We start from the raw sequence: 26,132 nt of genomic DNA on the forward strand, positions 1-26,132 counted from the left end.
CGCTGACCGGCCGCTCCCGGCCGGCACGCCCTTGGCGAGCCCCCGGCGTCCGTGAGACGCCGGGGGCCTCGTCATGCGGCCGCCGAGCGGTACTTCCGTACCGCCAGGGTCCGGAAGACGACGACGATCAGGACCGAGTAGATCAGCGAGGCCCACACGGGGTGCGCCATGGGCCAGGCGTCCGAGGGCGAGACGCCGGGGTTGCCGAAGAGCTTGCGGCAGGCCTGGACGGTCGCGCTGAACGGATTCCACTCGGCTATGTGCCGAAGCCAGGGGGTCATGCGGCTGGAGTCCACGAACGCGTTCGAGATGAACGTGACCGGAAAGAGCCAGATCAGCCCGCCCGAGGTGGCCGCCTCGGGGGTGCGCACCGACAGGCCGATCACCGCTCCGATCCAGGTGAACGCGTAGCCGGTCAGAAGCAGCAGTCCGAAGGCGCCGAGCACCTCGCCGATGCTGGTGTGGGTGCGCCAGCCGACCAGCAGGGCGACCATGGCCAGCACGAACAGCGTGAGTGCCGTCTGCACCAGGTCGGCGAGCGTACGCCCGGTCAGCACCGCACCGCGCGCCATGGGCAGCGAGCGGAAGCGGTCGATGAGCCCCTTGTGCATGTCGTCGGCGATACCGGCCCCGGCGCCCGCCGTGGCGAAGGTGACGGTCTGGGCGAAGATGCCGGCCATCAGGAACTCGCGGTAGACCGAGGAGTCCGTGGTGCCCCCGATGTTCATGGAACCGCCGAACACATAGCTGAACAGCACCACGAACATGATCGGCTGGATCAGGCCGAAGATGACCATCTCGGGGATCCGGGACATCCGGATCAGGTTGCGTTTCGCGACGACCAGCGAGTCCCGGATCCCTTGGCTGATCGCGTTGCCGGGCGGCGCGATCCGTACGGCGTCGGTGGCGGCGCTCACTTTGCGGTCTCCTTCTTCTGCCGGCGGTCCTTGGCGGCCGCGTCCGTGCTCTCGCCGTTCTCCTCGGGCTTCGCCTCGGCCACATGTCCGGTCAGGGACAGGAACACGTCGTCGAGGGTCGGGCGGCGCAGGCCGATGTCGTCTATCTCGATGCCGCGGACGTCCAGTTCGCGGATGACCTCGGCGAGCAGCTTCGCGCCGCCGGTGACGGGCACGGTGAGCTGGCGGGTGTGCTCCTCGACGGTGACGTCGCCCTTGCCGAAGCCGCCGAGGACCTCGCGGGCGGTCGGGATGTGCTCGCGCTCGTGCACCACGACCTCGACCCGCTCGCCGCCGGTGCGGGCCTTGAGCTGGTCGGAGGTGCCGCGGGCGATGACCCGGCCGTGGTCGACGACCGCGATGTCGTGCGCGAGGTGGTCGGCCTCTTCCAGGTACTGGGTGGTCAGCAGCAGGGTCGTACCGCCGGAGACGAGTCGCTTGATGACCTCCCACAGCAGCTGGCGGTTGCGCGGGTCGAGGCCGGTGGTCGGCTCGTCCATGAACATCACGGGCGGCGAGACCACCAGTGCGGCCGCGAGGTCGAGTCGGCGGCGCATGCCTCCGGAGTAGGTCTTGGTCGGGCGGTCGGCGGCGTCCGCGAGGTCGAACTGGGCCAGCAGCTCCTCGGCCCTGGCCTTCGCGGCCCTGGCCTTCATCTGGTAGAGCTGGCCGACCATCTGGAGGTTCTCGCGGCCGGTCAGGTATTCGTCGACGGCGGCGAACTGGCCGGACAGGCCTATGCTGCGCCGCACCTCGTTGGGATGCTTGAGCACGTCGAGGCCCGCGACTTCCGCGCGGCCGCTGTCGGGCTTCAGCAGGGTCGTCAGACAGCGGACCGTGGTCGTCTTGCCCGCGCCGTTCGGCCCGAGCAGGCCCAGCACGGTGCCCTCGGGGACATCGAGGTCGACGCCGTCCAGAGCCTTTACGTCACCGAAGGTTTTCACCAGGCCTTCGGCATAGATGGCGCCTGGCATGTGAGTCTCCACGTCGTCGGGGATGCTTGGGAAAGCTGACACTAACGCGATGTATCGCGTCTCTCAACGGATTTTCCCGATCGGACCGCTCGGCGCCTCAGTCGATGACCGTGTAGCCCGCCTCGCGCAGGGCTCGGCCGACCTCGGCGCAGTGCTCCGGTCCTTTCGTCTCCAGGTGCAGCTCGACCTCCGCCTCTGTGAGCCCGAGCCGTGGATCGGTCCGTACGTGACTCACATCGAGGACGTTAGCGTCCACCACTGACAACACCCCGAGAAGTGTGGCGAGGGCCCCCGGCCGGTCCGTCAGCCGCAGCCGTACGGCCAGGTAGCGGCCCTGCGCGGACATGCCGTGCCGCAGGACGCGCTGCATCAGCAGCGGATCGACGTTCCCGCCGGAGAGCACCGCCACCACCGGGCCCTCGAAGGCCCCCGGCTCGCTCAGCAGCGCCGCCACCGGGCTCGCGCCGGCCGGCTCGACGACCAGCTTGGCCCGCTCCAGGCACAGCAGCAGCGCGGTCGACAGCTCGTCCTCGGAGACGGTACGGACCTCGTCCACCAGGTCGCCGATGATCCCGAACGGCACGTCGCCGGGCCGCCCCACCTTGATGCCGTCGGCCATGGTCGCCGGGTTCTCGATCGACACCGGGCGCCCGGCCGTGAGCGAGGGCGGATACGCCGCCGCCCCCTCCGCCTGTACGCCCACGATCCGCACGTCCGGCCTGAGCGCCTTGACCGCGACCGCGATGCCGGCCGCGAGACCTCCGCCGCCGATGCCGACGACGATCGTGCGCACCTCCGGGCACTGCTCCAGGATCTCCAGGCCGACCGTGCCCTGGCCCGCGATGATGTCGGGGTGGTCGAAGGGGTGGATGAACACCGCGCCGCTCTCGGCCGCGTACGCCTGCGCGGCGGCCAGCGTCTCGTCGACCACCTGCCCGTGCAGGCGCACCTCGGCGCCGTACTCGCGCGTGGCGCTGATCTTCGGCAGCGGGGCGCCCTTCGGCATGAACACCGTCGAGCCCACGCCCAGCAGCGAGGACGCCAGGGCGACGCCCTGCGCGTGGTTGCCGGCGCTCGCGGCGACGACCCCGGCGGCCCGCTCCTCGGGCAGCAGCCCGGCGATGCGGACGTACGCGCCGCGCAGCTTGAACGAACCCGTCCGCTGGAGGTTCTCGCACTTGAAGTGCACCGGTGCGCCCACCAGCTGGGTCAGGTGCCTGCTGCCCTCCATCGCCGTCACCCGTGCCACGCCCGAGAGCATCTTCTGGGCGCCCCGGACGTCGTCCAGGGTCACGGGCCGCAAGGAGTCAGCCGTGCTGTAGCTCATGACTCAAGCATCGCAGTTCACAGGCGCACACGGCCGCTGTGACCAACGTCCGAGACTGGTTTCCGCAGCGCCGGTACGGCCCGCCCCCCGGCCGCGTACTCTGTCCCCCATTCCAGACAGCCCCCCTTCATGAAGTGAGCCTCCGGCCATGCCCACAACACCTGAAATGTCGATGGACATGACGACCGTCGGTGACACCGGTCTCCTCGACACGCTGCAGCACGAGGTGGCGGTCTTCGCCCGCCGTGCCGAACAGACCCGGCTCGGCGGGGTCGGCCAGGTGCGCAACTCCATGGACCGCGCCGCATACCTGCTGCTCAACCGCCTCGACAAGGAAGGCCCGATGGGCGTCAAGGCGCTCGCCGCGAGCATGGGCATCGACTCGTCGACGGTCACCCGGCAGGTGGCTCCGCTCGTCGACACCGGGCTCGTCAAGCGCACCTCGCACCCGGAGGACGGGCGGGCCGTGGTGCTCCAGCTGTCGCCGCGCGGCCAGTCCCGCCTGGAGGAAGTGCGCTCCTCGCGACGCCAGTTGATGGCCGAGCTGACGCACGACTGGGCGCCGGAGGAGCGCGAGGCGTTCTGCACGCTCCTCACGCGCTTCAACACCGCGCTGTCCTCCCGGATGGCGGCCCAGGGGATGCCCGGGCCGGAGGTCCAGTCCCCGTCGTAGACACGCGCGCGTGCGTGCTCACCGGGATCTTGCGTGCGCGTGCCGCCGGGCTCTTGACCGAAAGGCCACCGCGGGCCTCATATGAGATCGGGACCTCGTCGTACGCGGTTCAAATTCCGTAAGCGGCCGGAGTCCCGGTTCCTCAGGGGCGCGTCAGGCGGGAGGCGCGGTGCGACAACGGCAGGTGTCACAGGGCGCCCGCCGGGCCCGGGAGTTCGAGGCGTTCACCGCGGGCGCGGCAGGGCGGCTGCTGCATGCCGCCACGCTGCTCACCGCGGAGGCACCGGACGACAACCCGCGCGCGCGTCGTCTGCTGTCGCTCGCCCTCGCGCACACGTACGCGTGCTGGGGCCGCCTGCGCGGCGAGGATCCCTACGACCGCACCCGCCAGTACCTGGCCACCCGCTTCGCCCGCGCGGCCTGGCACCAGTACGGCGGTTTCGGCCGGGGCCGCCCCTACCCGGGCAGTCCGCTGGCCCAGCTCTCGCCGCAGGAGCGCCTGATCCTCGTTCTCAGGCTGTACGAGGGAGTCGCCGAGGAGCAGACCGCGGCACTGCTCGGCCTGCCGACGGAACGTGTCCGCACGATCTGCGACCGGGCGACCGCGACGCTGCTGCATCCGCCGCGGAACCCGGCACCGGCGGTGACGCCGGCGAAGGTGGTGCCGTCATGAGGCGCGTCCGTGAGAGCAGAGGGAGGCGTACATGAACCGGCTCGAACGAGAGGCCGCCGCGCGGCAGATCATGGAGCGGGTGCCCCCGCCGGTGCCGCCCGAGCTGTACGCGGACGTCATGCGCCGCGGCGCCCGCATGCTGCGCCGCAGGGTGCTCGCCCGCCGCCTGCTGTGGCTGCTGATGTGCGCCGCGGCCGTGGCGTTCCTGGTGTGGGCCATGATGGCCCGCCCCTGGGTGGAGCCGCCCTCGCAGACGACTCCCCCGTACACGGGCTGGTGACCGGGCGGTCGGCTAGCCGAGCGCCTGCTGCAGGTCCTCCAGGAGGTCGTCGACGTTCTCGATGCCCACGGAGAGGCGGACGAGGTCGGCCGGCACTTCCAGGGCCGAGCCCGCGGCGGACGCGTGCGTCATGCGGCCGGGGTGCTCGATCAGCGACTCGACGCCGCCCAGGGACTCGCCGAGCGTGAACACCTTGGCGCGGTTGCAGACCTCGACGGCCGCCTCCTCGCCGCCCTCGACCTGGAACGAGACCATGCCGCCGAACGCCTTCATCTGCTTGGCGGCGACCTCGTGGCCGGGGTGCTCGGGCAGACCCGGGTACAGAACGCGCGTCACGCGCGCGTGCCGGGTGAGCATGTCGGCGACCTTGGTGGCGTTCTCGCTGTGCCGGTCCATGCGCACCGACAGGGTCTTGGTGCCGCGCAGCACCAGCCAGGAGTCGAAGGGCCCGGCGACCGCGCCCATCGCGTTCTGGTGGTACGCCAGCTCCTCGCCCAGGTCCCGGTCGCTCACCACCAGCGCGCCGCCGACGACGTCCGAGTGGCCACCCATGTACTTCGTCAGGGAGTGCACGACGACGTCCGCGCCGAGCGACAGCGGCTGCTGCAGGTACGGCGTGGCGAAGGTGTTGTCCACGACGAGCTTCGCGCCCGCGTCCCGGGCGATCTGGGCGACCGCCGCGATGTCGGTGATGCCGAGCAGCGGGTTGGAGGGGGTCTCCACCCACACGGCCTTGGTCTTCGGGGTGATGGCGGCCCGTACGGCGGACGGACTGCTGGTGTCGGCGACCGACCACTCCACCCCCCACCGGGAGACGACCTTCGCGAACAGACGGAACGTACCGCCGTACGCGTCATTGGGGATGACCACGTGGTCGCCGGGGCTGAGCAGCGTACGCAACAGGCAGTCCTCGGCCGCCAGTCCGGACGCGAACGCAAGGCCGCGGCGGCCGCCCTCCAGGGCTGCGAGGTTCTCTTCCAGGGCGGTCCTGGTGGGGTTGGCGCTGCGGCTGTACTCGTAGCCCCCGCGCAGGCCGCCCACGCCGTCCTGCTTGTAGGTCGAGACCTGGTAGATCGGCGGGACGACCGCGCCGGTGAGGGGATCGGCGGTGTTGCCCGCGTGGATCGCGAGGGTCTCGAAGTGCTGACTGATGTGCCTGTCGCTCATGGGCACCGAGGGTAGTGCGCTCGCGGGGCGGGTGCCGGACGGCGAGGCGCTAAAGGCAGTAACGCCGGGTTTTCCCTCGGTTCCGACGCAGGTGCACAGCCGGTTCCGACGGCGGCGCACAGCGCCTGGGCCCCGGAGTTTTCCACAGGTCCGGCGACCGGGTTGGCCAATTGTCACAGGCGTCTGGAACGCTTGAGGCATGGAATTTCTCTGGGTCCTGATCGCGATCGTCATGCTGGGCTTCGTGCTGCTCCCGTTCATGCGGCGCAGGCGCGGCATGATCGAGCAGGTCCCGGCCGGCCACCCGGACGCCGCCGACCCCGCGAACTACGGATTCGTGCGGGAGGAGGAGCTGGACGTCCGCATGCCCGGCCCCGACCAGGACCTCCTGGACGTCCTGGACCTGGTGCAGCGCACGCAGGACTACCGCGCGGCCTCGCAGCTGCTGGCGGGCACGGAGGCGGAGGGCGAGCTGCGCTGGCAGCGGGTGCAGGCCTTCGCGGGCGCCGCCTCGCTGGAGCTGCAGCAGCGGCCGGGCGGGGTCAGCGAGACGCCGGGCGGGCAGTGGCTGCGGGTGTGGCGGGCCGAGCAGCCCAAGGACGCGGGCGGCGCGGCGGTGCATGCGGAGTTCCTGGCCCAGCAGGCGTGGCGGACGTCGACGCGGGGCACGGACGAGTTCCGGATCATCATGGAGGAGGCGAGGGCGGCGTGCGGCGACGCGGCGCTGCTCGCCCCCGGCGACCCGGTCCCGTACATCGTCGAGCTCTCGGTGGCCCGCGGACTGGCGTACCCGCAGCCGGAGTTCGAGCAGCTGTGGCTGAAGATCCTGGACCGCGACCCGAAGCACATGGGCGCCCACCTGGCGGCCCTGCACTACTGGTGCGAGAAGTGGCACGGCTCGCGGGAGCTGGCGTACTCCTTCGCGGAGGCGGCGGCCGCGAGGGCTCCCGAGGGCTCGCTCCTGGCCGCCATGCCGCTGTTCGCGGTCTTCGAGCACCTGCCCGAGGTGAACCTGGTCAGCGGCTTCTACCAGAGCGAGGTCGTGACGAAGGCGATCCACGGCGCACTGCACGCCGTGCACTCGGCCCGTCCCGACGACCCGATGCTGGCGCACGTACGCCACCTGCTGGTCTTCTTCCTGGTCCGCGCCGAGCGCTGGGCGGAGGCCATGAACCAGCTCATACACATCGACGGCCACATCGGAGCCCTCCCCTGGACCCTGTCCGCGGACCCGGCGGCGGAGTTCGCGGTCTACCGCGCCCTGGCGGTGGCGGGCTACGAGGCGAACGGCGGCAGCCCGGCGACGCTGCCGCAATGACCGTACGGGGCCGGCGGATTCCTGGGTGGACCCGTCGAAATTCAATGGCCGACGAAAGACGCCCGCCCCCACCCTGTTCGGCATGGAAGAACCGCAGCGCTGTATTCGTGCGCTTTACACCGCGTCCACTGTCACCGTTTATCAGGCGTACTCCCCCGAGATCGGTCTGCCGGCGGCTCGTGACGGGCGGTTTCCCGGGGTGTGGAAGCGGGGGCGGATGACGTGGATCAAACCGTCGTTTCTGTGGATGATGTATCGGTCGAGTTGGGGGACGGGTGTCGGGCAGGAGACCGTGCTGGCCGTGGAGATCGCTCGGGACGGGTTCGACTGGGCTCTGCGAAATTCCTGTCTGTCCAGCTACGTTCCGGGCGTGCATGCCGATCGGGCGGGCTGGCAGCGGCAGTTGCGGCGGGCGCCGGCGCGGGTTCAGTGGGATCCCGAGCGGGATCTGAATCTGCAGGCCCTGCCGTATCGCGCTCTGCAGCTCGGGCTCTCCGGGGAAGCCGCGACGCGCTACGCGGACGAGTGGATCGTGGCCATCAGGGACGTGACGCCGCTTGCCCGTGAGGTTCATGGGCTCGTCGGGCGCGGTGAGTTGGAGGCCGCGGCGCGGCTGCTGCCCGAGGAACGGCGGTATCCCGCCGGGGACGAACTGCTCGGCCACCTGCGCGGTCAGGAATTCGGTTGCCTGCGGTCCGCCGATGCGCGCTAATGCCACCCATGGCTGATATTCAGGGCTCGTACGACGACCTGTTCACCGCGGTGCCGGGCGCGCTGGCCGCGCTGCTGGACGCCGGAGATGCCGGCGGCTCGGTCGCGGTCTTCGTGGACGGTGAGCCGGTCGTGGACGTGTGGGGCGGCTTCGCCGACGCCGAGCGAACCGTCCCCTGGCAGCGGGACACGGTCGTCAACGTCTACTCCGTCACCAAGACGATGACGGCGCTGTGCGCGCTGGTTCTCGCCGACCGCGGCGAGCTCGACCTGGACGCGCCGGTCGCCCGCTACTGGCCCGAGTTCGCCGCGGCGGGGAAGGAAGCGGTGCTGGTACGGCATCTGCTGTCGCACACCGCCGGCCTTCCCGACTGGGACGGGCCCGTCGAAGAGGTCTACGACTGGGCGGCCGCCACGGCGCGGCTCGTCGCGCAGGCTCCGCAGTGGGAGCCGGGCAGCGCGGCCGGATACCACTCGCTCACCCAGGGGTTCCTGGTGGGCGAGGTCGTCCGGCGGGTCAGCGGCCGCAGCGTGGGTGAGTTCTTCGCCGCCGAGATCGCCGGGCCGCTGGGCGCCGACTTCCACATCGGGCTGGGCGCCGAGCACGACCACCGGGTGGCGCTCACCGTCCCGCCGCCGGGACGGGACGAGGACTACACCGCGAGCGCGCCCGGCCGCGGCGCGGCCCCCGCCGCCGGGACGGCGCTCAGTGTCCGCGACGGCAACAGCGTCGCCTGGCGCCGGGCCCAGATCCCCGCGGCGAGCGGCTTCGGCAACGCCCGCTCGGTCGCCCTCGTGCAGTCGGTGATGGCCTGCGGAGGCACCACGAACGGGGTGTCGCTCCTGTCGCAGGCAGGCGTCGACCGTGCGTGGGTGGAGCAGTTCAGTGGTGAGGATCGGGTCCTGGGCATGCCCGTGCGCTGGGGACTCGGCTACGGGCTCTTCGGCAGCAGCTACGGGTGGGGCGGCTGGGGCGGCTCGCTCGTCATGATCGAACCCGCGGCCCGGCTGGTGGTCGCGTACGTGACGAACCAGATGCGTGAACCCGCCGAGGACACAAGGGGGTTGGAGATCGTCATGTCCGCCTACGACGGGATCACGGGCATGGGGTTGCGGGCATGAGCACACACAGATCCGGTACGCGCACCTTCCTCATCGGCGGCGGATGGGACGCGGAAGCGGCGCGCGCCGTCTACGAGCCGTTCGTGCGCGCCGCCGGAGAAACCGCCGGGAGCACTGGGACCGCCGCCACGCCCCGCATCGGGTGCGTGGTCGTCGACGAGGGTGACGGGGCCGAGCAGTTCGCCCGGTACGAGGGGGTGCTGCGGAAGGTCGCCGACTGCGCTCCCGTACCGCTGCTCGTGCCGCTCGGCGGGCGGTTCGAGCTCGGTGCCCTGGAGGGGCTGGACGGGCTCCTGGTCTGTGGTGGCCTGACGCCCGCTTACCAGGAGGCGTTCGCCGGGTGCCTGGACCAACTGCCGTCCGCCCTCGCCGAGTTCGGCATTCCGTACGCCGGTTTCTCCGCTGGTGCCGCCGTCGCCGCTCGGCACGCCGTCGTCGGCGGTTGGCTCGACGACGGCGTTCCCGTGTGTCACGAGGACACCGCCGAAGACCTGGAGGAGATCGCCGTACGGGACGGGCTCGGGCTCGTGCCCTTCGCCGTGGACGTGCATGCCGCGCAGTGGGGGACGCTGCCACGGCTCATCGCCGCGGTTGCCGGGAAGGGGCTGTCGCACGGCGTCGCCATCGACGAGAACACCGCGGTCGAGGTCGCTCCGGACGGACGCGTCCGGGTCTCGGGGCTCGGGCGCGCGCATTCCGTACGGCCGTCGGCCGACGGGGGCGTTCTCCTACGGTCCTACGGAGCCGGCGAGTTCATCCCCGCCGGCTGATCAACTCCCGCTGCCGTACGGCCTCGTAAGGATCTCGAGGTTGTGGCCGTTGGGGTCGTCGAAGTACGTGCCCCGGCCGCCGTCGTTGTGGTTTATCTCGCCGGTGCGGTGGTGGTACGGGTCCGCCCAGTAGGTCAGGCCGGCGTCCTGGATGCGGGCGAAGATGACGTCGAAGTCGTCCTCGGACACCAGGAACGCGTAGTGCTGCGGCTTGATCTCGCCGGATGTCTCCATGTAGTCGAGGGTCACGCCGTTCGGGATCTCGACCGGGATGAACGGGCCGAACTCCGGGCTGACTTCCAGCCCCAGCATGTCGGCGAGGAACTGGGCCGACGCCTTCCTGTCGTGCGCGGCGACGATGGTGTGGTTCAGCTGCACGGTCATCGTGTGGAACCTCCTCGCTCTTCACCATACTCCGAATAAAGCTAAGGTAAGCCTTGCCTTAGCAAATGATCGGAGCAGTCGTGCGGGCAGTGGTGGGAATGAGGGCCGTTGTGGCCGCGGGTGTGGTCGGCGGGCTGCCGGCCGGGTGCTCCTCGGCGGACGGCGGTGACTCGGATCCGGGAAGGGCCCTCCGCCGCAGCGAGCACGCTCGCCGCCGCCACCCTCCTCAGCCTCGCCGTCGGCACCGTGCCGCTGGTCGGGGGGGGGCCGTATCTGCTGTGGCTGCCGGGGCGGCGTACGGCGACGCGCTGAGGGCCCCGGAGCAGTGCGGCTCCGGGGCCCTCGGTCATGAGGCGGGCGTCAGATCGTCGCCGTGTCGATCACGAAGCGGTAGCGGACGTCGCTCGAGAGCACCCGCTCGTACGCCTCGTTGATCTCGTCCGCGCGGATCAGCTCGATCTCCGCGCCGAAGCCGTGTTCGGCGCAGAAGTCCAGCATCTCCTGGGTCTCCTGGATGCCGCCGATGCCGGAGCCGGCGAGGGTCTTGCGGCCGCCGATCACCGAGAAGAGGTTGAGCTTGACGGGCTCCTCGGGGGCGCCGACGTTCACGAAGGCGCCGTCCGTCTTGAGCAGGGACAGGAAGGCGTCCAGGTTCAGCGGGGCCGAGACCGTGGACAGGATCAGGTCGAACGTGCCCTTCAGGTCCTTGAAGGTCTGCTCGTCGCTGGTCGCGTAGTAGTGGTCGGCGCCCAGCTTCAGGCCGTCGTCCTTCTTGCGCAGGGACTGCGAGAGCACCGTGACCTCGGCGCCGAGCGCGTGCGCGATCTTGACGCCCATGTGGCCGAGGCCGCCCATGCCGAGGATCGCGACCTTCTTGCCGGGGCCGGCGTTCCAGTGGCGCAGCGGGGAGTACGTGGTGATGCCGGCGCACAGGAGCGGCGCGGCGACGTCGAGGGACAGGCCGTCGGGGATGCGGACGACGTAGTTCTCGTCGACGACGATCTTCTCCGAGTAGCCGCCGTAGGTGGGCTCGCCGTTCTTGTCGAGGGCGTTGTACGTGCCGACACCGCCGCTGCCGGTGCAGTACTGCTGCAGGCCGGCCTTGCAGTTGTCGCACTCGCGGCAGGAGTCGACCAGGCAGCCGACGCCCACACGGTCGCCGACCTGGTACTTGGTCACCCCCGGACCGACCTCGGAGACGATGCCCGCGATCTCGTGGCCCGGGACCATCGGGAAGATCGCCTCGCCCCAGCCCTCGCGGGCCTGGTGGATGTCGGAGTGGCAGATACCGGCGAACTTGATGTCGATCAGGATGTCGAACTCCCCCACCGGGCGGCGCTCGATGGTGGTGCGCTCCAGCGGCGCCTTCGCGGCGGGGGCGGCGTACGCAGCAACAGTGGTCATGCCGAGGGGTCTCCTAGCAGTGATGACGCGCCCGGCTGCCTTCTGATCTTCCTTCTGACCGGGCTGGTGTTCAGCATGCCGGACGGTTCAGGGCTCACCCAGTCCCCGCCTCTGCGTACGTCCGCCGTGCCTACCACTGGCGGGGTCAGGATGGTGTGCGTACGACCGTGAATACTGGACGTATGGACGAACAGCCCGATGCCGTACGGAGGGCCGGCGGCGCTCTGGACCGGCGTGCCGAGCTCAGCGAGTTCCTGCGCACCCGGCGGGCCCGGCTGAAGCCGGAGGACGTCGGGCTGCCCGACTTCGGCCGGCACCGGCGGGTGCCGGGGCTGCGCCGCGAGGAGCTGGCGCAGCTGGCGGGCGTCTCGGTGGCGTACTACACCCGGCTGGAGCAGGGCAACGGGCGGAACGTGTCGGCGGAGGTCCTCGACTCGATCGCGCGGGCGCTGCGGCTGACCAACGCCGAGCACGCGCATCTCACTCATCTCGCGAAGCCGAAGCAGCACAAGAAGAAGCCGGCCGGGCGGGCGCAGCAGGTGCGGGGTGCGCTGCGGCAGCTGCTGGACACGATGGACGGGGTGCCCGCGTACATCTCGGGTCGGCGCTCGGACATCCTCGCCTGGAACCCGATGGCCGCGGCCGTCTTCGGCGACTGGGGTGAGCTGCCGGCGCAGGAGCGGAACTGGGCGCGGCTGGTGTTCCTGAAGCCGGAGTACCGCGACCTGTTCGTGGAGTGGGACGAGAAGGCGTCCGACATCGTGGCGTTCCTGCGCATGGACGCGGGCTGCTACCCCGACGACCCGCGGCTGTCCGCACTGGTCGGTGAACTCTCCGTGAAGAGCGAGGAGTTCAGGCGGCTGTGGGCCACGCACGACGTCAAGGAGAAGAGCTACGGCGTCAAGCATCTGCGCCACCCGCTGGTCGGCGACCTGACCCTCAACTTCGAGTCGTTCCGTCTCGCCGACGACGACGGCCAGGCCCTGACCACGTACCACGCGGAGCCGGGCTCCCCGTCGGCGGAGGCCCTGCGACTGCTGGCCAGCTGGGGCGCGGACGCGACGCGTTCGGCTGCCGCACGTCACCCCTGATACGGCGGCATGGCCCCCCAGTTCCACTTCGGCACCGGCTGCTCCGCCGGCGGCTTCGCGTTCGGGCTGGAGAAGTGGACGGCGAGCCTGGTGCCCCACTCGACGTACGCGAGGAACGCCGAGCGGAACTCGGCATCCCTGGGCAGCGCCGCCTCGTCCGCCGCGTCCTGGATCAGGTTCACCCAGCGGCGGCGCTGGGGCTCGGTGATGTGCTTGCCGAAGTGCTTGGCGACCATGTGGCCGTGGCCGCCCTGGGTGAGGGAGTAGGTGGACGGGCCGCCGAAGACCTCGCCGAGCCACAGGGCCACGTGCTCGGCGTGCTCGGGGGCCAGGTCGGCGAAGAGGGGCGCCAGGAGGTCGTCCTTCAGCACCTTGTCGTAGAAGACCGAGGTGAGGCGGGAGAAGGCCTCCGCGCCGCCCGCCCACTCGTACAGCGTCGGCACCGACGAGCCCGTGCCGCGCACCGTCGTCGGCTTGTAGTGCCGCATCTCCTCGATGTTCTCGATGTACGGGCGGATCTCCGCGAGGAAGCCGGCGAACAGCTCCGACTTGCGGAAGCCCTCCACGTGGTCCTCGGTCGAGGTCCAGGTGATGCGCAGGACGTAGTGCTCGAAGTCCTCCTCGCAGCGCGCCAGTTCGTAGTCCACGCACTGCGGTGCCGCCGCCAGCTGGGCCGCGGCGCGGGTGTAGGCGGCCAGGAACTCCGCCGAGCGGTCTTCCGGGATGCGGTAGCGGATGTACTCGACGGTCGTTGTGGTCATGCGTCCACGGAAACACGAAGGCCCGCCGGAAGCTGTACTTCCGGCGGGCCGTTCGCTCATGGCCTACTTCGGCGGACTACCGGCTCACTTGCCGTAGTACGCGTTGTAGATCGAGATCGTCGACTTGTTGTCCTTCTTGTCGGTGATCTTGGCGTGGAAGGAGATCGCCTTCCCCTTCGCCGGGTTCTTGACCTTGATCTTGCCGTTCACGACGTCGACCTTCTTCCAGGTCTGGCCGTAGTCGTACGAGACCCAGACGCCCAGCGACTTGAGGTTGCTGCCCTTGGCCGAACCCTCGACGACCACCGGGATGCTGACCGTCTTGTCGGCCTCGACCTTGCTGCCCAGGTCCGTGGTCGCGTTGAAGCGGACCGTGGACGCGGGGAGCTTGGTGAGGTCGGCCTTCTTGGAGCGGAACGTCCAGCTCGCGTCGATGCGGGTGGACGCCGCCGCGACCTTGACGCTGCGCTTGACCGAGGTCGTCAGCTTGTACGCGGCGTCGCCGGCCGGGACCTTGAACTGCTTGTCACCGAAGAGCGGGTCGTCGTTGGAGCCGACCTTGGTGCCGCCCCGGTAGAGGGTCGTGTTGACCGAGGTGAAGAGCGAGGAGCCCGCGTGGGTCTTGCCGTCGGCGAACAGCGGGACGATGCCGTAGATGCTGTTGCCGTCGCGGTACAGGCCGAAGTCGGCGTTCAGGTGCGGCCCGAAGACGGCCGTGTTGAACGTCTTCGAGTAGGTCGTGCCGCCCTTGAAGGTCTGCGGCGCGCCGATCGTGTACTGGGCCTCGGCGATCGGGAAGCCGTCCGAGTCGACGCCGCCGTCCTGCTCGAAGTCCAGCTGCCACTTCACACCGTTGGTCGTGGACAGGTGCAGCTTGCGGGTGCCCGGCAGGGTCTGCTGGACGCCGATCGAGGAGGCGCCGCTGCTGATGGGCAGCCAGCCCACCGCGTCGACGGAGCCCTTCTTGCCGCCGGCCGCCGCGCCCATGCCGACGTTCACCGTGGCCAGGTCGCTCGCCTTCCAGTGCTTGGTGTAGCCGGTGGCGAGCTGCTTGACGACGGCGCCGGTGGTGGCGTCGTACTGCTCGTCGGTGCCCTTGGTCCAGTGACCGTCCCACGTCTGGGTCAGCGAACCGTCGGTGAGCTGCGGACCGAGGCCCTTGGAGCGGAAGTTGTCGTACGAGTCCAGGAACCACCCGAAGCCGTAGTCGGAGCTGCCGACCGCGACGTCGTACCCGGGGAAGGCGAACGCCGACTTGGCGGCCGCGTCCGGGACGGTGATGTCGACCGGCTTCGTGGTGCGCGCGTCCAGCGTGACCGTGGTGTTCTTGGTGACGTCCAGCTTCGGCTGGGCCAGCCAGTCGACGCCCTTGGTGGCGTCCTGCGGGTCCACGAAGACGCTGCCGTCGAGGACGTAACGGCCCTTGGGCAGACGCACGGTGACGGTGCCGGACTCGTCGTACGGCGAGTAGAACTTGTCCTTGCCGAGGCCGGAGACACCGATCAGCAGGGCGCCGTAGTTCTTCGTCGCCTGTCCGTCACGCCCGATGGCCTTCAGCGTGACGTCGTACGACTCGACCTCGCGCTGTACGGCCGCGGCCGTACGGACCGTCTGGCCGCCGCCCGTCGCCGTCACGTACGCGGAGTACGCGCCGTCGAGCGTGCCGCCCAGCTTGGTGTTGACCGTGAAGTCGACGGAGGCCTTGCCGCCCGCCGGGACCGTGACCGTGGTGGCGGCGAGCTTGAAGAAGCCGGACGGTGCCGCCTGGCCCTTGGGGTTGGTGGCGGTCGACGTCAGCTTCAGCGTGACGTCCTTCGTGCCGAGGTTGCGGTACGTGAGCTGCTTGGTGACCGGCTTGTCGTCGGTGTGCGGCCACTGCGCGACGCCGAAGCTCACCGACACCGGGTCGGCGATCACGGACTGCTTGATGGCCTTGTCGACGGCGATACGGCCCGAACCCTGCTGGAACGGCGTGTACTTGCCGCCCTTCGCCGAGCCGGTCAGCGCGCCCTTGAGCTCGCTGAACTTCCAGTCCGGGTGCTGCTGCTTGAGCAGTGCGGCGGCGCCCGCGACATGCGGGGTCGCCATCGACGTACCGGAGATCGTCAGGTAGCCGGCCGGCTTCTCGCCCACCTCCTTGTCGATCACGCTGCCCGGAGCTGCGGCCGCGGTGATGTCGACGCCGGGGGCCGTCACGTCGGGCTTGATCTGGCCGTCGAGGCCGGGGCCGCGGCTGGAGAAGGACGCCAGCTTGTCGTTGTCGTCGACCGCGCCGACCGTGAGCGCGTCGGCCGCGCTGCCCGGGGAGCCGATCGTCTGGTCGCCGAAGTCGCCCTCGTTGCCGGCGGCGATGGCGAAGAGGATGCCCTTCTCCTCCGACAGCTTGTTGACCTCGGCCTCGAGCGGGTCGATCTCCGGGGTGTCGCCGCCGCCCAGGCTGAGGTTGACGACGTCGGCGCCCTGCGCGGCCGCCCACTCCATGCCGGCGAGGATGCCCGAGTCGTCACCCGAACCGTTGTCGTCGAGCACCTTGCCGTTGAGGATCTTGGCGCCGGGCGCCACGCCCTTGTACTTGCCGTTGGACTTCGCACCGGTACCGGCCGCGATCGAGGCGACGTGCGTGCCGTGACCGAAGTGGTCGGTGGCGTCGGCAGCGGTGGAGAAGTTCTTGGACTCGATGACCTGGGTCTTCAGGTCCGGGTGGGTCGCATCGACACCCGTGTCCAGTACGGCGATCTTGACGCCCTTGCCGTCGTAGCCGGCCGCCCACGCCTTCGGCGCGCCGATCTGCGGCACGGACTTGTCGAGGCTCGCCTTGCGCACCCCGTCGAGCCAGACGTGCGCGATCCCGGAGGCGGTCCTGTCGCCGTTGGTGACCGCGTTCCACAGCTCGGGCGCGTCCTGCTTCGGCGTCTGAACGGCGTCCGCGTTGAGCAGCTTCAGGCTCTCGCGGAGCTTGCCCGCGTCGCGGACCTCCGCCTTGGCACCCGATGCGGCGCCCTTGTAGCCGACGATGACCTTCAGGCCCTTGGCCTGGGACTTGCGGGTCGCGGACTTGTTGAGCTCGGTGACGTCGAACAGCCGCTGGTCGACCTTGCCGGTCGCGATCATGCGGGCGACGTCGGCCGGTACGACCAGGGTGTGGCCGTCGGCCTTGCGGATCTGCACGGGTATGTGCTCGCGGCCCTTGGCCGGCTCCAGGCCTATGACGCGGCCCTTGGCGTCGACGGCGACGCGGTCACCCGTGATCAGCGTGATGCGGTGCTTGACGGCAAGCGCCGACTTCGCAGCCTGCGAGGCCTTCGAAGTGGCGCCCGTCTGCTCGGCCTTGGCGGACGCCGGGCTGGTCATGCCCGCCGCCAGGGCCACGGCCGCCGCTGCGGCGATCGTGCCCGCGCACGCTCTTCTGACTTGTCTGCGCAAAACTCCCCCTAGGAGATGGTCCGGGCGAACAGGCCCGCCGGAAGCGGTACTTCACTTCCGGCAGGCCGATCGCCGTGGGACCGGATCGGCGGACTAACGGCTCACTTGCCGTAGTACGCGTTGTAGATCGAGATCGTCGACTTGTTGTCCTTCTTGTCGGTGATCTTCGCGTGGAAGGAAATGGCCTTCCCCTGGTCGGGGTTCTTGACCTTGATCTTGCCGCCGACCACGTCGACCTTCTTCCAGGTCTGGCCGTAGTCGTACGACACGTACACCGAGAGCGACTTGAGGTTGCTGCCCTTGGCGGCGCCCTCGACGGTGACCGGGATCGAGACCGTCTTGCCGGCCTCCACCCTGTTGTCCAGGCCCGTGGCCGCCTTGAAGCGGACCGTGGACGCGGGCAGCGTGGCCAGATCGCCGGAGGCCGGCTTCTTGGAGCGGAACGTCCAGCTCGCGTCGATGCGGGTGGACGCCGCCGCGACCTTGACGCTGCGCTTGACCGAGGTCGTCAGCTTGTAGGACGCCTCGCCGGCCGGGACCTTGAACTCCTTCGCACCGAACAGCGGGTCGTCGTTGGAGCCGACCTTGGTGCCGTTGCGGTAGAGGGTCGTGTTGACCGCGGTGAAGTCCGAGGAACCGGCGTGCCCCGCCCCGTCGGTGAACAGCGGCACATAGCCGTAGATGCTGTTGCCGTCGCGGAAGAGCCCGAAGTACGTGTTCAGATGCGGGCCGAAGACCGCCGTGTTGAAGGTCTTCGTGTACTTCTGGCCCGCCTTGAAGACCTGCGGGTCACCCAGTGTGTAGTACGCCTCCGGGATCGGCAGGCCGTCCGCGTCGTGGCCCTTGTACTGCGTCAGGTCCCACGTCCACTGGATCTTGTCGGACGTCGACAGGTACAGCGTGCGCGAACCCGGCAGCTTCTGCTCGATGCCGTTGGCGAAGACGGCGTCCTCGGGGAACAGCCCCAGCGGAGTGAGCGCACCGGTCTTGCCGGAGGCGCCCGAACCGAGGTTGTTCTTCACCGTGGCGAGCTCGCTCGCCTTGAAGTGGCGGACCTTGTCGCCCTGGATCTTCTTGACCTTGGCGGTGGTCGCCACGTCGTACTCGACGTCGTCGCCCTTGGTCCACTGGCCGTTCCAGGTCTGGTGCAGGCCCGAGACCTCCCCGCCGAGCGGCGCCATGCGCACGTCGTCGAAGGACTTCAGACCGACGCCGACCCCGATGCCCACGGTGTCGTAGGTGTAGCCGATCACCCCGAGCTGCTGCTCGGCCTGCGCGTCCGGCACCGTGATGTCGGCCGCCTTGGTCTTCCGGGCGTCGATCGTCACCGTGGTGTTCTTGGTGACGCTCAGCTTCGGCTGGACCAGCCAGTCGAGGCCGCCCTCGAACTTCACGAAGTCCTTGGCGATCCAGGCGTCCAGCAGGTAGTTGCCCTTGGGCAGGCGCATCGTCGTCGTACCGGAGTCCGAGACGGTCACCGCGTAGCCGCGGCCCTCGGCGAGGCCGGAGTAGCCGAGCAGGATGTCGTTGTAGTCGCCGGTCGGCTGCCCGTCACGCCCGATGTGCTTGAACGTGACGCTGTACGACTCGACTTCGCGCTGCACGCCCGCGGCCGTCCGCACGGTCTGGCCGCCGCCCGTCGCCGTCACGTACGCGGAGTACGCGCCGTCGAGCGTGCCGCCCAGCTTGGTGTTGACGGTCAGGTCGACGGAGGCCTTGCCGCCCGCCGGGACCGTGACCGTGGTCGCACCGAGCTTGAAGAAGCCCGCCGGTGCCGCCTGGCCCTTCGGGTTGGTGGCCGCCGAGGTGAGCTTCAGCGTGACGTCCTTCGTACCGAGGTTGCGGTACGTGACCTGCTTGGTGACCGGCTTGTCGTCGGTGTGCGGCCACTGCGCGACGCCGAAGCTCACCGACACCGGGTCGGCGATCACCGTCTGCTTGATGGCCTTGTCGACGGCGATACGGCCCGAACCCTGTTGGAACGGCGTGTACTTGCCGCCCTTCGCGGAACCGGTCAGGGCGCCCTTGAGCTCGGAGAACTTCCAGTCGGGGTGCTCCTGCTTCAGGATCGCCGCAGCGCCCGCGACATGCGGGGTCGCCATCGACGTACCCGAAATGGTCAGGTAGCCGGCCGGCTTCTCGCCGACCTCCTGGTCGATGACGCTGCCCTTGGCCGCCGCGGCCGTGATGTCCACGCCGGGGGCGGTGACGTCGGGCTTGATGGCGCCGTCGACGGTCGGGCCGGTCGAGGAGAAGTCGGCCAGCTTGTCCTTGTCGTCGACCGCGCCGACCGTGAGCGCGTCCTCGGCGCTGCCGGGCGAACCGACCGACTCCGGGCCGGAGTTGCCCGCGGCGATCGCGAAGAGGATGCCCTTCTCCTCGGACAGCTTGTTGACCTCGGCCTCGAGCGGGTCGATGCCGGGCGAGTCCTGGCCGCCGAGGCTCAGGTTGACGACGTCGGCGCCCTGCTCGGCCGCCCACTCCATGCCGGCGAGGATGCCCGAGTCGTCACCGGAGCCGGTGTCGTCGAGCACCTTGCCGTTGAGGATCTTGGCGCCGGGCGCCACGCCCTTGTACTTGCCGTTGGACTTCGCACCGGTACCGGCCGCGATCGAGGCGACGTGCGTGCCGTGACCGAAGTGGTCGGTGGCGTCGGCAGCGGTGGAGAAGTTCTTGGACTCGATGACCTGGGTCTTCAGGTCCGGGTGGGTCGCATCGACACCCGTGTCCAGTACGGCGATCTTGACGCCCTTGCCGTCGTAGCCGGCCGCCCACGCCTTCGGCGCGCCGATCTGCGGCACGGACTTGTCGAGGCTCGCCTTGCGCACCCCGTCGAGCCAGACGTGCGCGATCCCGGAGGCGGTCCTGTCGCCGTTGGTGACCGCGTTCCAGAGCTCCGGCGTCTCCTTCTGCGGGGTCTGAACTGCATCCGCATTAAGGGACTTGAGGGCCCGTCGGAGAGTTCCCGCGTCCCGTACGTCGGCCTTGGTGGCCGTGGCGGCCCCCTGGTAACCGACGATGACCTTGAGCCCCTTCGCCTGGGACTTGCGGGTCGCGGACTTGTTCAGCTCGGTCACGTCGAACAGCCGCTGGTCGAGCTTGCCGGTGGCGACCAGCCGGGCCGCGTCCGCCGGCACCACGAGCGTGTGCCCCTCGGCCTTGCGGATCTGAACCGGTATGCGCTCACGGCCCTTTGCCCGCTCCAGGCCGACGACACGGCCCTTGGCGTCGACGACCACACGGTCGCCGGTGATCAGGGTGATGCGGTGCTTGGACGTGAGCTGAGTCTGCGATGCGGTGGTGGACCGCTCCGCCTTGGCGGAGGCCGGGCTGGTCATTCCCGCCGCCAGGGCCACGGCGGCGGCCGTGGCTACGGTTGCCGCGCATGCTCTTTTCACTTGTCTGCGCAAGTCTCCCCCTGGAGATGAGGTACCGGGCGAATTCCCCCTTCACCCGGCCGGGGGTGGTCTCGCACGCATGCGCGTACACCCCCCGGAATACGGAGTATGCCGGGGGGTGATCAGCTCCTCAATAGGTGAGAGAAAGGTGAGAGACGGCCTTCACAACTGTTACGTTCCTGCCGGAAAGCCGTTACCGTTCCGCCGAGTTACGCGCCCGTGTTCTCCTTGACGGTGAGCTTTCCCTTGCGGATGGTCGCCAGGCGCGGCGCCTTCTTCGCGATGGCGGAGTCGTGGGTGACCATGATGAAGGTCAGGCCCAGCTCCTTCCACATCCGCTCCAGCACCTCCATGATCTCGTCGCGCATCGACTCGTCGAGATTTCCGGTGGGTTCGTCGGCGAGCAGCACCTTCGGCTGCTTGACGAGGGCGCGGGCGATGGCGACGCGCTGTTGCTGACCGCCGGACATCTCGCCCGGCAGATGCCCCAGGCGTTCGCCGAGACCGACCGACTTCAGTGCCTCGGCGGCCCGTTCCCTGCGGTCCTTCACCTTTGTGCCAAGGGGTACGAGAGCGGTTTCCACGTTCTCCTGGGCGGTGAGGGTGGGGATGAGATTGAAGGACTGGAAGACGAAGCCGATGTTCTCGCTGCGGACCCTGGTGAGCTTGGCCTCGGGGAGCTTGGCCAAATCGGTGCCGTCCAGCACGACTTCACCTGCGGTGGGCCGGTCGAGACCGCCGAGCATCTGGAGGAGGGTGGACTTGCCGCCGCCGGTGGGGCCCTGGATGACGAGACGGTCCCCGTCGGCGATGGCGAGGTCGACTCCGTCGAGGGCGTGGACCGTGTCCTTGCCTCGGGTATAGCGCTTGGTGACGTTTCTGAGTTCGTACATGGAGCAACTCCTGGGATGGGTACGGGGGTTGGGGCCGACGTCGGCTACTCGACGCGGCGCAGCGCATCCGCCGGGCGCAGCCGCGACGCCCGCCAGCCGCCGAACGCTCCCGCGATCAGGCCGCCGGCCACCGCGAGGACCACCGCCAGCACGATCGTCGTCACGCTCACGGGCGCGGTCAGCGCGACCTCGAGCGTCTTCGCGGCCTGACGGCCCGGACCGCCGCCGAAGCCGCCAGGACCACCACCGGCACCGCCCGCGTTGCCGCCGCCCCCGCCCAACTGCGCCTGCAGCGTGGGGCTCACGGAGGTCACGACATAGGCCCCCGCCAGACCGAGCGCGATCCCCAGCGCACCGCCCAGCAGACCGTTCACCATGGCCTCGCCGACGACCTGCCGGGTGACCCGCCCCGACTTCCACCCCAGCGCCTTGAGCGTGCCGAACTCCCGCACCCGGCGGGAGACGGCCGACGACGTCAACAGCCCCGCCACCAGGAACGCGGCCACCAGCACCGCGATCGACAGCCACTTGCCGACGTTCGTGGCCAGCGACGACGCCGTGGACAGCGACCCGGACACCGTCTTCGCAAGGTCCGTCGAGGTCGTGACCGTCGTACCCGAAACGTTCTTCTGGATGGTCGACTTGACGGAGTCGATCTGCTGGGAGTCGGTCGCCTTGACGTAGATCGTGGTGACCTTGTTCTTCTCCCCTGCCAGCGTCTGCGCCTGCTCCAGCGGGATGTACAGGTTGGCCGCTGCGTCCCCGCTGTCCGCGGTCGCGATGCCGATCACCTTGTACTTGACGCTCTTGACGGTGACGGTCGAACCGACCTTGTACTTCTTCTCCTTGGCGTACGCCGAGTCCACGACCGCGACCTTGGCGTCGGTCTCCGTCGTCTTGAACGTACGGCCGCTGGTGATCTTCGAGGAGGTCAGCGGCCCGAGGCCGGTCTTGGTGACGTCGGTGCCGTAGACCGAGTACTGGTTGAGGCTGAAGTCGGCGCCACCGCCCTGCACTTCGCCCTGCGGCTGGCCGCTGCTGCCGCCGTTGCCCTGGCCGGGACCGCCCTGGTTGTTGCCACCGGAGTTCTGGTTCTGCTGGAACTGCCCGCGGGTGAACTGGCCGCTGACCTTCACCACGTTGAGGCTCAGCCCGCCCACCGCGGACGAGACGCCCTTCTGGCCGCCGACCTTGGAGACGGTCGAGGAGGCCAGCGTGGTGAAGCCCTGCACCATGACCCGGTCGCTGCTCTGCGTCGAGTCGTCGCCGTTGTTCTGCGCGTCGAACTGGAAGCGCGGCCGCTGCGAGTTGCTCGCGGTCGGGGTGGCCGCCTTGGTGACCGTCATGTCCGTACCCAGGCCGTAGAGCGACTGGAGGACCTTGTCCTGGGCCTTCCCCATGCCGTTGGACACGGAGTTGACCACGATGACCAGCGCGATGCCCAGCGCGAGCCCGGAGGCGACGACGAGGGCCGCCTTTCTGCGGCGGCGCAGCTCGCGCCTCAGGTAGGTGAAGAACATGGCCGCAAGCTAGGGACGGCTCGTGATGACTGGATAAGGCCGAAATAAGAGATGCATGAGAAGGCTGTGGCGGACCCCAGAAAGGCCCCAGAAACACCGATGCCGCCCCTGGGGGCGGCATCGGAAAGCTGTGAGGTACCGGTGGGTCAGACGGCCGAACCGGCCTTCCAGTCCGCCCAGCTGAGGTTCCAGCCGTTGAGGCCGTTGTCCGGCGACACCGTCTTGTCACCGGTGTTGGAGACGACCACGACGTCACCGACGATCGAGCTGTTGTAGAACCAGTAGCCCGCCGTGTTCTTGTCGTTGGCGCCCTTCGTGTCGGACAGACCCACACAGCCGTGGCTGGTGTTCACGCTGCCGAAGATGGACTTGGCGCCCCAGTAGTTGCCGTGCACGAAGGTGCCGGAGTTGGTGAGCCGGATGGCGTGCGGCACGTCCTTGATGTCGTACTCGCCCTTGCCGTCGTCGTCGGTGAAGCCCACGGTCGCGCCGTTCATGCGCGTCTCCTTGAACTTCTCGGACATCACCATGATGCCCTCGTACGTCTTGTTGGTCGGCGAACCGGCCGAGATCGGGATGGTCTTGACCGTCTTGCCGTCCTGCGTGACCTTCATTTGCTTGGTCTTCGCGTCGACGTAGGAGATCTGGTTGCGGCCGATGTGGAAGGTGACCGTCTTCTGCTGCACGCCGTAGACACCGGAGGCGCCCTCGACGCCGTCGAGCGCGAGCTTCAGCGTGACGGTGGAGTTCCCCTTCCAGTAGTCCTCGGGGCGGAAGTCGAGGCGGTTGGCGTTGAACCAGTGCCCGACGACCTCCTGACCGCTGCTGGAGGAGACCGTGATGCCCTTCTGGACCGCGGCCTTGTTGGTGATCGCCTTGTCGAAGTTGATCGACACGGGCATGCCCACGCCGACCGTCGAGCCGTCCTCCGGCGTGAAGTTGCCTATGAAGCTGTTGGACGGGGAGACCGTGGTGAACGAGGCGTTCTCGTGGGCCTCGAGACCCTTGGAGTCCTTCGCGGTGGCCGCCACCTTGTAGGTGGTCGAGCGCTCGAGCTGGGCGCTGGGCTTCCAGCTGGTCTTGTCGGCGGAGAGGGCGCCGGAGACCGCGGTGCCGTTCGCCGTCGTCATCGTCACGTTCGTGAGCGTGCCCTTGCTGACGGTGACGGCGGCGGAGTTGTTGATGGAGGCGTTGTCGGAGCCGTCCTTGGGCGTGATCTTGATGTCGGCCTCGGACGTCTTCTTGGCCGCCGCCTCGTCGGCCTTGGCCTGCGAGGTGTCCTTGCTCTTGCTGCCGGAGGCGTCGTCGCCACCGCCGGAACAGGCCGAGAGCACCAGGACCCCGCCGAGCAGTGCGGACGCGACCGTCAGGCCCCTGCGCCGCTTACTGTTCGTCATCACACGCTTCTCCATCGTTGCCGTATCCCCAAAAACCCCGAGAGTCCCCGTCGACGGACCTCAGCCGAAACTTCAGCCCTCAACGAGCTTCAACGCTACGACCGGTTTCTCCCGTTCCACATTCCCTGAAGGTGTGGGGCACGCCACGTTCGCCGGGGCGGATGGTGCGGACGGTGCGGACGTCGGTCAGTGCGCCGCTCAAGACGACGAGACCCCGGACGGCGGTTGCCACCCGGGGTCACGATTTCCCCAAGCCGCTCAGACGACGCCGCCCTCCTCGTCATCTTCGCCCTCATCATCCTCGTCCAGGTCCCAATCCGGCGAATCGGGGTCGTAGTCGATCGGCTCGCTGGACCAGGAGGCCTGCGCGAGTTCGACCCCCGGCACCTCGCCCACCAGGTCGAACGGGTCGACGAGATACGCGAGGGCCTCCGCCGTGTCTTCCGTCACAGCGCCTTCGGCATGCGCCCGCTCGTCGGCCGGCATGTCGGCCTCGCCGGCGATCCGCTCCAGCGCGGCCTTGGTCACGGCGTCCGCGTCGTCGATTTCGACGACGAGTTCAACGCGAAGCCGGACAAAACGTGATGTCTCTTCAGTGCTCATGGCGTGAGCGTACGACCCAGTCCTCCCGTGACTTTCCCGTGACCCGCGCCTTTCACTAACATCGCTCCACACGGCCAATTCGCCAGCGCCACAAGGGGATCGATATTCCGTGTCATCCGCTCGCCGTCCGTTGCTGACAGCCACCGCCGCAGGGACCCTCCTGTGCGCCCTGTGGTTCGTCCCGTCCGCCAACGCGACCGGGGACGCACCGGCCAGAACGACCCCCGGGGCGACCCCTTCCTCGCAGGTCACAACGCAGGCGCGGGTGACCTCGGAGACCACGGACGCGACCGGCACGGACACCCGACTCGCCGACACGGGAAGCTTCGACACCACTCCGTACGTCGTCGGCGGCACTCTCTTCCTCGGCGTCGGCGCGGGCTTCGTGATCTATTCGGTACGTCGCGAACGCCTCGGGTTTTAAATCGGCTTGACGATTCCTTGACGCGGACTTCACACTCCGCTCATGAAGAGATCATCGAGGGCGCGCATGGGCGCCACGGCGACTGTGAGCGTGCTGTCGCTCGCCCTCATCACAGGTTGCGGCGGGAACTCCGGCTCCGAGGACTCCAAGGACTCGGCGGACAAGGGTTCCTCGTCGACTGCGGCCGCCAAGGCGCTCAGCGCGGCCGAGCTCGAGAAGCTGATCATCAGCAGCGCGGACCTCGACGGCTATGACGTCAAGTCCGCCGACACGGGCGGCAAGTTCGCCGAGTCCAAGGACCAGGTGACGGTGGCCGACGCCAAGTGCGAGCCGCTCGCCTACGTCCTCACCGGCTTCGCGCCGGGCGACGACGAGAGCGCGTACGTGAACCGCATGGCGACCAAGAAGAGCGCCGAGCCGACGTCCACGGGCACCTCCGACGAGGACCTCGACGCCCTCGAGGACAGCCTCAAGGACATCATGGGCTCCACGATGACGATCGTCTCCCTCTCCTCGTACGACGGCGAGGGCGCCCAGGAGACGATGAAGTCCGTGTCGGACGCGGTCAGCGGCTGCGCGAGCGGGTTCACGGTCTCGGCCAAGGGCCAGGACACCCAGAAGTTCAACAAGGTCGCCGAGGAGAAGTCCTCCGGCACCGGTGACGAGTCGGTGGCCTTCGAGGTGACCGGCAAGGTCGAGGGCGACACCCAGACGGTGCACGGCGAGGTGGTGCGCCACGGCTCCACGATCGCCGCGTACTACTCGATCAGCCTGGCCGCCCTGGCCGGCGAGCAGACCAAGTACGACATCCCCGCCGAGGTCATCAAGGCCCAGGCGGCGAAGCTCAAGTAGAGCCGAGGTCG

At 69.2% G+C, this 26,132-nt stretch carries 24 protein-coding genes; 11 read left to right on the plus strand and 13 right to left on the minus strand.

Features of this window, described 5'->3' with window-relative positions:
* Nucleotides 1-71: 71 nt before the first annotated feature.
* The 3 genes from ABZ880_RS23520 to ilvA all read right to left on the minus strand — a co-directional run bounded on the left by ABZ880_RS23520 (nt 72) and on the right by ilvA (nt 3,257).
* Nucleotides 72-917 carry an ABC transporter permease gene (locus tag ABZ880_RS23520; RefSeq protein WP_361266163.1) on the minus strand — a complete coding sequence of 282 codons (846 nt, stop codon included), beginning with the start codon at nt 915-917 and terminating at the stop codon, nt 72-74.
* Nucleotides 914-1,930 (minus strand): ATP-binding cassette domain-containing protein, encoded by a 1,017-nt coding sequence (locus ABZ880_RS23525; protein WP_361266165.1) that lies wholly within the window; start codon nt 1,928-1,930, stop codon nt 914-916. The genes ABZ880_RS23520 and ABZ880_RS23525 overlap by 4 nt, the downstream gene beginning before the upstream one ends.
* Nucleotides 1,931-2,027: 97 nt before the next feature.
* Nucleotides 2,028-3,257 (minus strand): threonine ammonia-lyase, encoded by a 1,230-nt coding sequence (ilvA, locus tag ABZ880_RS23530; protein ID WP_361266167.1) that lies wholly within the window; start codon nt 3,255-3,257, stop codon nt 2,028-2,030.
* 166 nt (nt 3,258-3,423) lie between these two features.
* Between ilvA and ABZ880_RS23535 the strand changes: the two genes are divergently transcribed.
* The 3 genes from ABZ880_RS23535 (at nt 3,424) to ABZ880_RS23545 (ending at nt 4,883) form a co-directional block, all read left to right on the plus strand.
* Nucleotides 3,424-3,930 carry a MarR family transcriptional regulator gene (locus tag ABZ880_RS23535; protein WP_361266245.1) on the plus strand — a complete coding sequence of 169 codons (507 nt, stop codon included), beginning with the start codon at nt 3,424-3,426 and terminating at the stop codon, nt 3,928-3,930.
* Nucleotides 3,931-4,099: 169 nt separating this feature from the next.
* Nucleotides 4,100-4,603: a sigma factor-like helix-turn-helix DNA-binding protein gene (locus tag ABZ880_RS23540; protein WP_361266168.1), complete on the plus strand. Its 504-nt coding sequence runs from the start codon at nt 4,100-4,102 to the stop codon at nt 4,601-4,603.
* Nucleotides 4,604-4,634: 31 nt separating this feature from the next.
* Nucleotides 4,635-4,883, plus strand: a complete 249-nt coding sequence (locus ABZ880_RS23545) for a hypothetical protein (RefSeq protein WP_361266170.1) — start codon at nt 4,635-4,637, stop codon at nt 4,881-4,883.
* A gap of 12 nt (nt 4,884-4,895) precedes the next feature.
* On the opposite strand, the gene ABZ880_RS23550 is transcribed toward ABZ880_RS23545, so the two are convergent.
* Nucleotides 4,896-6,050, minus strand: a complete 1,155-nt coding sequence (locus ABZ880_RS23550; RefSeq protein WP_361266172.1) for a cystathionine gamma-synthase — start codon at nt 6,048-6,050, stop codon at nt 4,896-4,898.
* A gap of 199 nt (nt 6,051-6,249) precedes the next feature.
* On the opposite strand from ABZ880_RS23550, the gene ABZ880_RS23555 reads away from it, so the two are divergent.
* The 4 genes from ABZ880_RS23555 (at nt 6,250) to ABZ880_RS23570 (ending at nt 9,971) form a co-directional block, all read left to right on the plus strand.
* A complete protein-coding gene (locus ABZ880_RS23555) occupies nt 6,250-7,368 on the plus strand; it encodes a hypothetical protein (RefSeq protein ID WP_361266174.1) in 1,119 nt (372 codons plus the stop codon).
* An 82-nt stretch (nt 7,369-7,450) separates the two neighbouring features.
* Nucleotides 7,451-8,080 carry a DUF4291 domain-containing protein gene (locus ABZ880_RS23560; RefSeq protein ID WP_361266175.1) on the plus strand — a complete coding sequence of 210 codons (630 nt, stop codon included), beginning with the start codon at nt 7,451-7,453 and terminating at the stop codon, nt 8,078-8,080.
* 8 nt (nt 8,081-8,088) lie between these two features.
* On the plus strand, nt 8,089-9,201 hold the full coding sequence (locus ABZ880_RS23565; RefSeq protein ID WP_361266177.1) for a serine hydrolase domain-containing protein: 1,113 nt from the start codon (nt 8,089-8,091) through the stop codon (nt 9,199-9,201).
* Nucleotides 9,198-9,971 (plus strand): hypothetical protein, encoded by a 774-nt coding sequence (locus tag ABZ880_RS23570; RefSeq protein WP_361266179.1) that lies wholly within the window; start codon nt 9,198-9,200, stop codon nt 9,969-9,971. The genes ABZ880_RS23565 and ABZ880_RS23570 overlap by 4 nt, the downstream gene beginning before the upstream one ends.
* Here ABZ880_RS23570 and ABZ880_RS23575 read toward each other — a convergent pair whose 3' ends face one another.
* Complete coding sequence (locus tag ABZ880_RS23575; RefSeq protein WP_361266181.1) at nt 9,972-10,355, minus strand: VOC family protein; 384 nt, start codon at nt 10,353-10,355, stop codon at nt 9,972-9,974.
* A 165-nt stretch (nt 10,356-10,520) separates the two neighbouring features.
* Between ABZ880_RS23575 and ABZ880_RS23580 the strand changes: the two genes are divergently transcribed.
* Nucleotides 10,521-10,667, plus strand: coding sequence for a hypothetical protein (locus tag ABZ880_RS23580; RefSeq protein WP_361266183.1), 147 nt, complete (start codon nt 10,521-10,523; stop codon nt 10,665-10,667).
* A 48-nt stretch (nt 10,668-10,715) separates the two neighbouring features.
* On the opposite strand, the gene ABZ880_RS23585 is transcribed toward ABZ880_RS23580, so the two are convergent.
* Nucleotides 10,716-11,759 (minus strand): NAD(P)-dependent alcohol dehydrogenase, encoded by a 1,044-nt coding sequence (locus ABZ880_RS23585; RefSeq protein WP_361266185.1) that lies wholly within the window; start codon nt 11,757-11,759, stop codon nt 10,716-10,718.
* A 182-nt stretch (nt 11,760-11,941) separates the two neighbouring features.
* Between ABZ880_RS23585 and ABZ880_RS23590 the strand changes: the two genes are divergently transcribed.
* Nucleotides 11,942-12,850 (plus strand): helix-turn-helix transcriptional regulator, encoded by a 909-nt coding sequence (locus tag ABZ880_RS23590; protein ID WP_361266187.1) that lies wholly within the window; start codon nt 11,942-11,944, stop codon nt 12,848-12,850.
* Here the strand turns inward: ABZ880_RS23590 and ABZ880_RS23595 are convergent.
* From ABZ880_RS23595 to ABZ880_RS23625, 7 genes are all read right to left on the minus strand, one after another.
* Complete coding sequence (locus tag ABZ880_RS23595; protein WP_361266189.1) at nt 12,841-13,611, minus strand: antibiotic biosynthesis monooxygenase; 771 nt, start codon at nt 13,609-13,611, stop codon at nt 12,841-12,843. The two genes, ABZ880_RS23590 and ABZ880_RS23595, sit on opposite strands and share 10 nt — an antisense overlap.
* A gap of 84 nt (nt 13,612-13,695) precedes the next feature.
* Entirely contained in the window at nt 13,696-17,034 is a 3,339-nt protein-coding gene (locus ABZ880_RS23600; protein ID WP_361266191.1) for a S8 family peptidase, read from the minus strand.
* 101 nt (nt 17,035-17,135) lie between these two features.
* Nucleotides 17,136-20,372 carry a S8 family peptidase gene (locus ABZ880_RS23605; protein ID WP_361266193.1) on the minus strand — a complete coding sequence of 1,079 codons (3,237 nt, stop codon included), beginning with the start codon at nt 20,370-20,372 and terminating at the stop codon, nt 17,136-17,138.
* A gap of 269 nt (nt 20,373-20,641) precedes the next feature.
* Nucleotides 20,642-21,325: an ABC transporter ATP-binding protein gene (locus ABZ880_RS23610; RefSeq protein WP_361266195.1), complete on the minus strand. Its 684-nt coding sequence runs from the start codon at nt 21,323-21,325 to the stop codon at nt 20,642-20,644.
* Between the two features lie 44 nt (nt 21,326-21,369).
* Entirely contained in the window at nt 21,370-22,845 is a 1,476-nt protein-coding gene (locus ABZ880_RS23615) for an FtsX-like permease family protein (RefSeq protein WP_361266197.1), read from the minus strand.
* Nucleotides 22,846-22,991: 146 nt separating this feature from the next.
* On the minus strand, nt 22,992-24,257 hold the full coding sequence (locus tag ABZ880_RS23620; protein WP_361266198.1) for an Ig-like domain-containing protein: 1,266 nt from the start codon (nt 24,255-24,257) through the stop codon (nt 22,992-22,994).
* A 243-nt stretch (nt 24,258-24,500) separates the two neighbouring features.
* Nucleotides 24,501-24,845: a hypothetical protein gene (locus tag ABZ880_RS23625; RefSeq protein WP_361266200.1), complete on the minus strand. Its 345-nt coding sequence runs from the start codon at nt 24,843-24,845 to the stop codon at nt 24,501-24,503.
* 109 nt (nt 24,846-24,954) lie between these two features.
* On the opposite strand from ABZ880_RS23625, the gene ABZ880_RS23630 reads away from it, so the two are divergent.
* Nucleotides 24,955-25,269, plus strand: a complete 315-nt coding sequence (locus tag ABZ880_RS23630) for a hypothetical protein (RefSeq protein ID WP_361266202.1) — start codon at nt 24,955-24,957, stop codon at nt 25,267-25,269.
* Nucleotides 25,270-25,311: 42 nt separating this feature from the next.
* Nucleotides 25,312-26,121, plus strand: coding sequence for a hypothetical protein (locus ABZ880_RS23635; protein WP_361266204.1), 810 nt, complete (start codon nt 25,312-25,314; stop codon nt 26,119-26,121).
* The last annotated feature ends 11 nt before the right edge of the window (nt 26,122-26,132 follow it).

Origin of the sequence: Streptomyces sp. NPDC047043 (assembly GCF_040644055.1) — a bacterium.
In the GTDB taxonomy this organism is placed as follows: Bacteria; Actinomycetota; Actinomycetes; order Streptomycetales; family Streptomycetaceae; genus Streptomyces.

Coding starts and splice junctions, on each gene's coding strand:
- ABZ880_RS23605 (WP_361266193.1), bottom strand. CDS start 20,372: ATGACCAGCCCGGCCTCCGCCAAGGCGGAGCGGTCCACCACCGCATCG.
- ilvA (WP_361266167.1), bottom strand. CDS start 3,257: ATGAGCTACAGCACGGCTGACTCCTTGCGGCCCGTGACCCTGGACGAC.
- ABZ880_RS23555 (WP_361266174.1), top strand. CDS start 6,250: ATGGAATTTCTCTGGGTCCTGATCGCGATCGTCATGCTGGGCTTCGTG.
- ABZ880_RS23615 (WP_361266197.1), bottom strand. CDS start 22,845: ATGTTCTTCACCTACCTGAGGCGCGAGCTGCGCCGCCGCAGAAAGGCG.
- ABZ880_RS23635 (WP_361266204.1), top strand. CDS start 25,312: ATGAAGAGATCATCGAGGGCGCGCATGGGCGCCACGGCGACTGTGAGC.
- ABZ880_RS23625 (WP_361266200.1), bottom strand. CDS start 24,845: ATGAGCACTGAAGAGACATCACGTTTTGTCCGGCTTCGCGTTGAACTC.
- ABZ880_RS23570 (WP_361266179.1), top strand. CDS start 9,198: ATGAGCACACACAGATCCGGTACGCGCACCTTCCTCATCGGCGGCGGA.
- ABZ880_RS23610 (WP_361266195.1), bottom strand. CDS start 21,325: ATGTACGAACTCAGAAACGTCACCAAGCGCTATACCCGAGGCAAGGAC.
- ABZ880_RS23595 (WP_361266189.1), bottom strand. CDS start 13,611: ATGACCACAACGACCGTCGAGTACATCCGCTACCGCATCCCGGAAGAC.
- ABZ880_RS23560 (WP_361266175.1), top strand. CDS start 7,451: ATGGAAGAACCGCAGCGCTGTATTCGTGCGCTTTACACCGCGTCCACT.
- ABZ880_RS23525 (WP_361266165.1), bottom strand. CDS start 1,930: ATGCCAGGCGCCATCTATGCCGAAGGCCTGGTGAAAACCTTCGGTGAC.
- ABZ880_RS23545 (WP_361266170.1), top strand. CDS start 4,635: ATGAACCGGCTCGAACGAGAGGCCGCCGCGCGGCAGATCATGGAGCGG.
- ABZ880_RS23550 (WP_361266172.1), bottom strand. CDS start 6,050: ATGAGCGACAGGCACATCAGTCAGCACTTCGAGACCCTCGCGATCCAC.
- ABZ880_RS23575 (WP_361266181.1), bottom strand. CDS start 10,355: ATGACCGTGCAGCTGAACCACACCATCGTCGCCGCGCACGACAGGAAG.
- ABZ880_RS23620 (WP_361266198.1), bottom strand. CDS start 24,257: ATGGAGAAGCGTGTGATGACGAACAGTAAGCGGCGCAGGGGCCTGACG.
- ABZ880_RS23585 (WP_361266185.1), bottom strand. CDS start 11,759: ATGACCACTGTTGCTGCGTACGCCGCCCCCGCCGCGAAGGCGCCGCTG.
- ABZ880_RS23565 (WP_361266177.1), top strand. CDS start 8,089: ATGGCTGATATTCAGGGCTCGTACGACGACCTGTTCACCGCGGTGCCG.
- ABZ880_RS23590 (WP_361266187.1), top strand. CDS start 11,942: ATGGACGAACAGCCCGATGCCGTACGGAGGGCCGGCGGCGCTCTGGAC.
- ABZ880_RS23535 (WP_361266245.1), top strand. CDS start 3,424: ATGTCGATGGACATGACGACCGTCGGTGACACCGGTCTCCTCGACACG.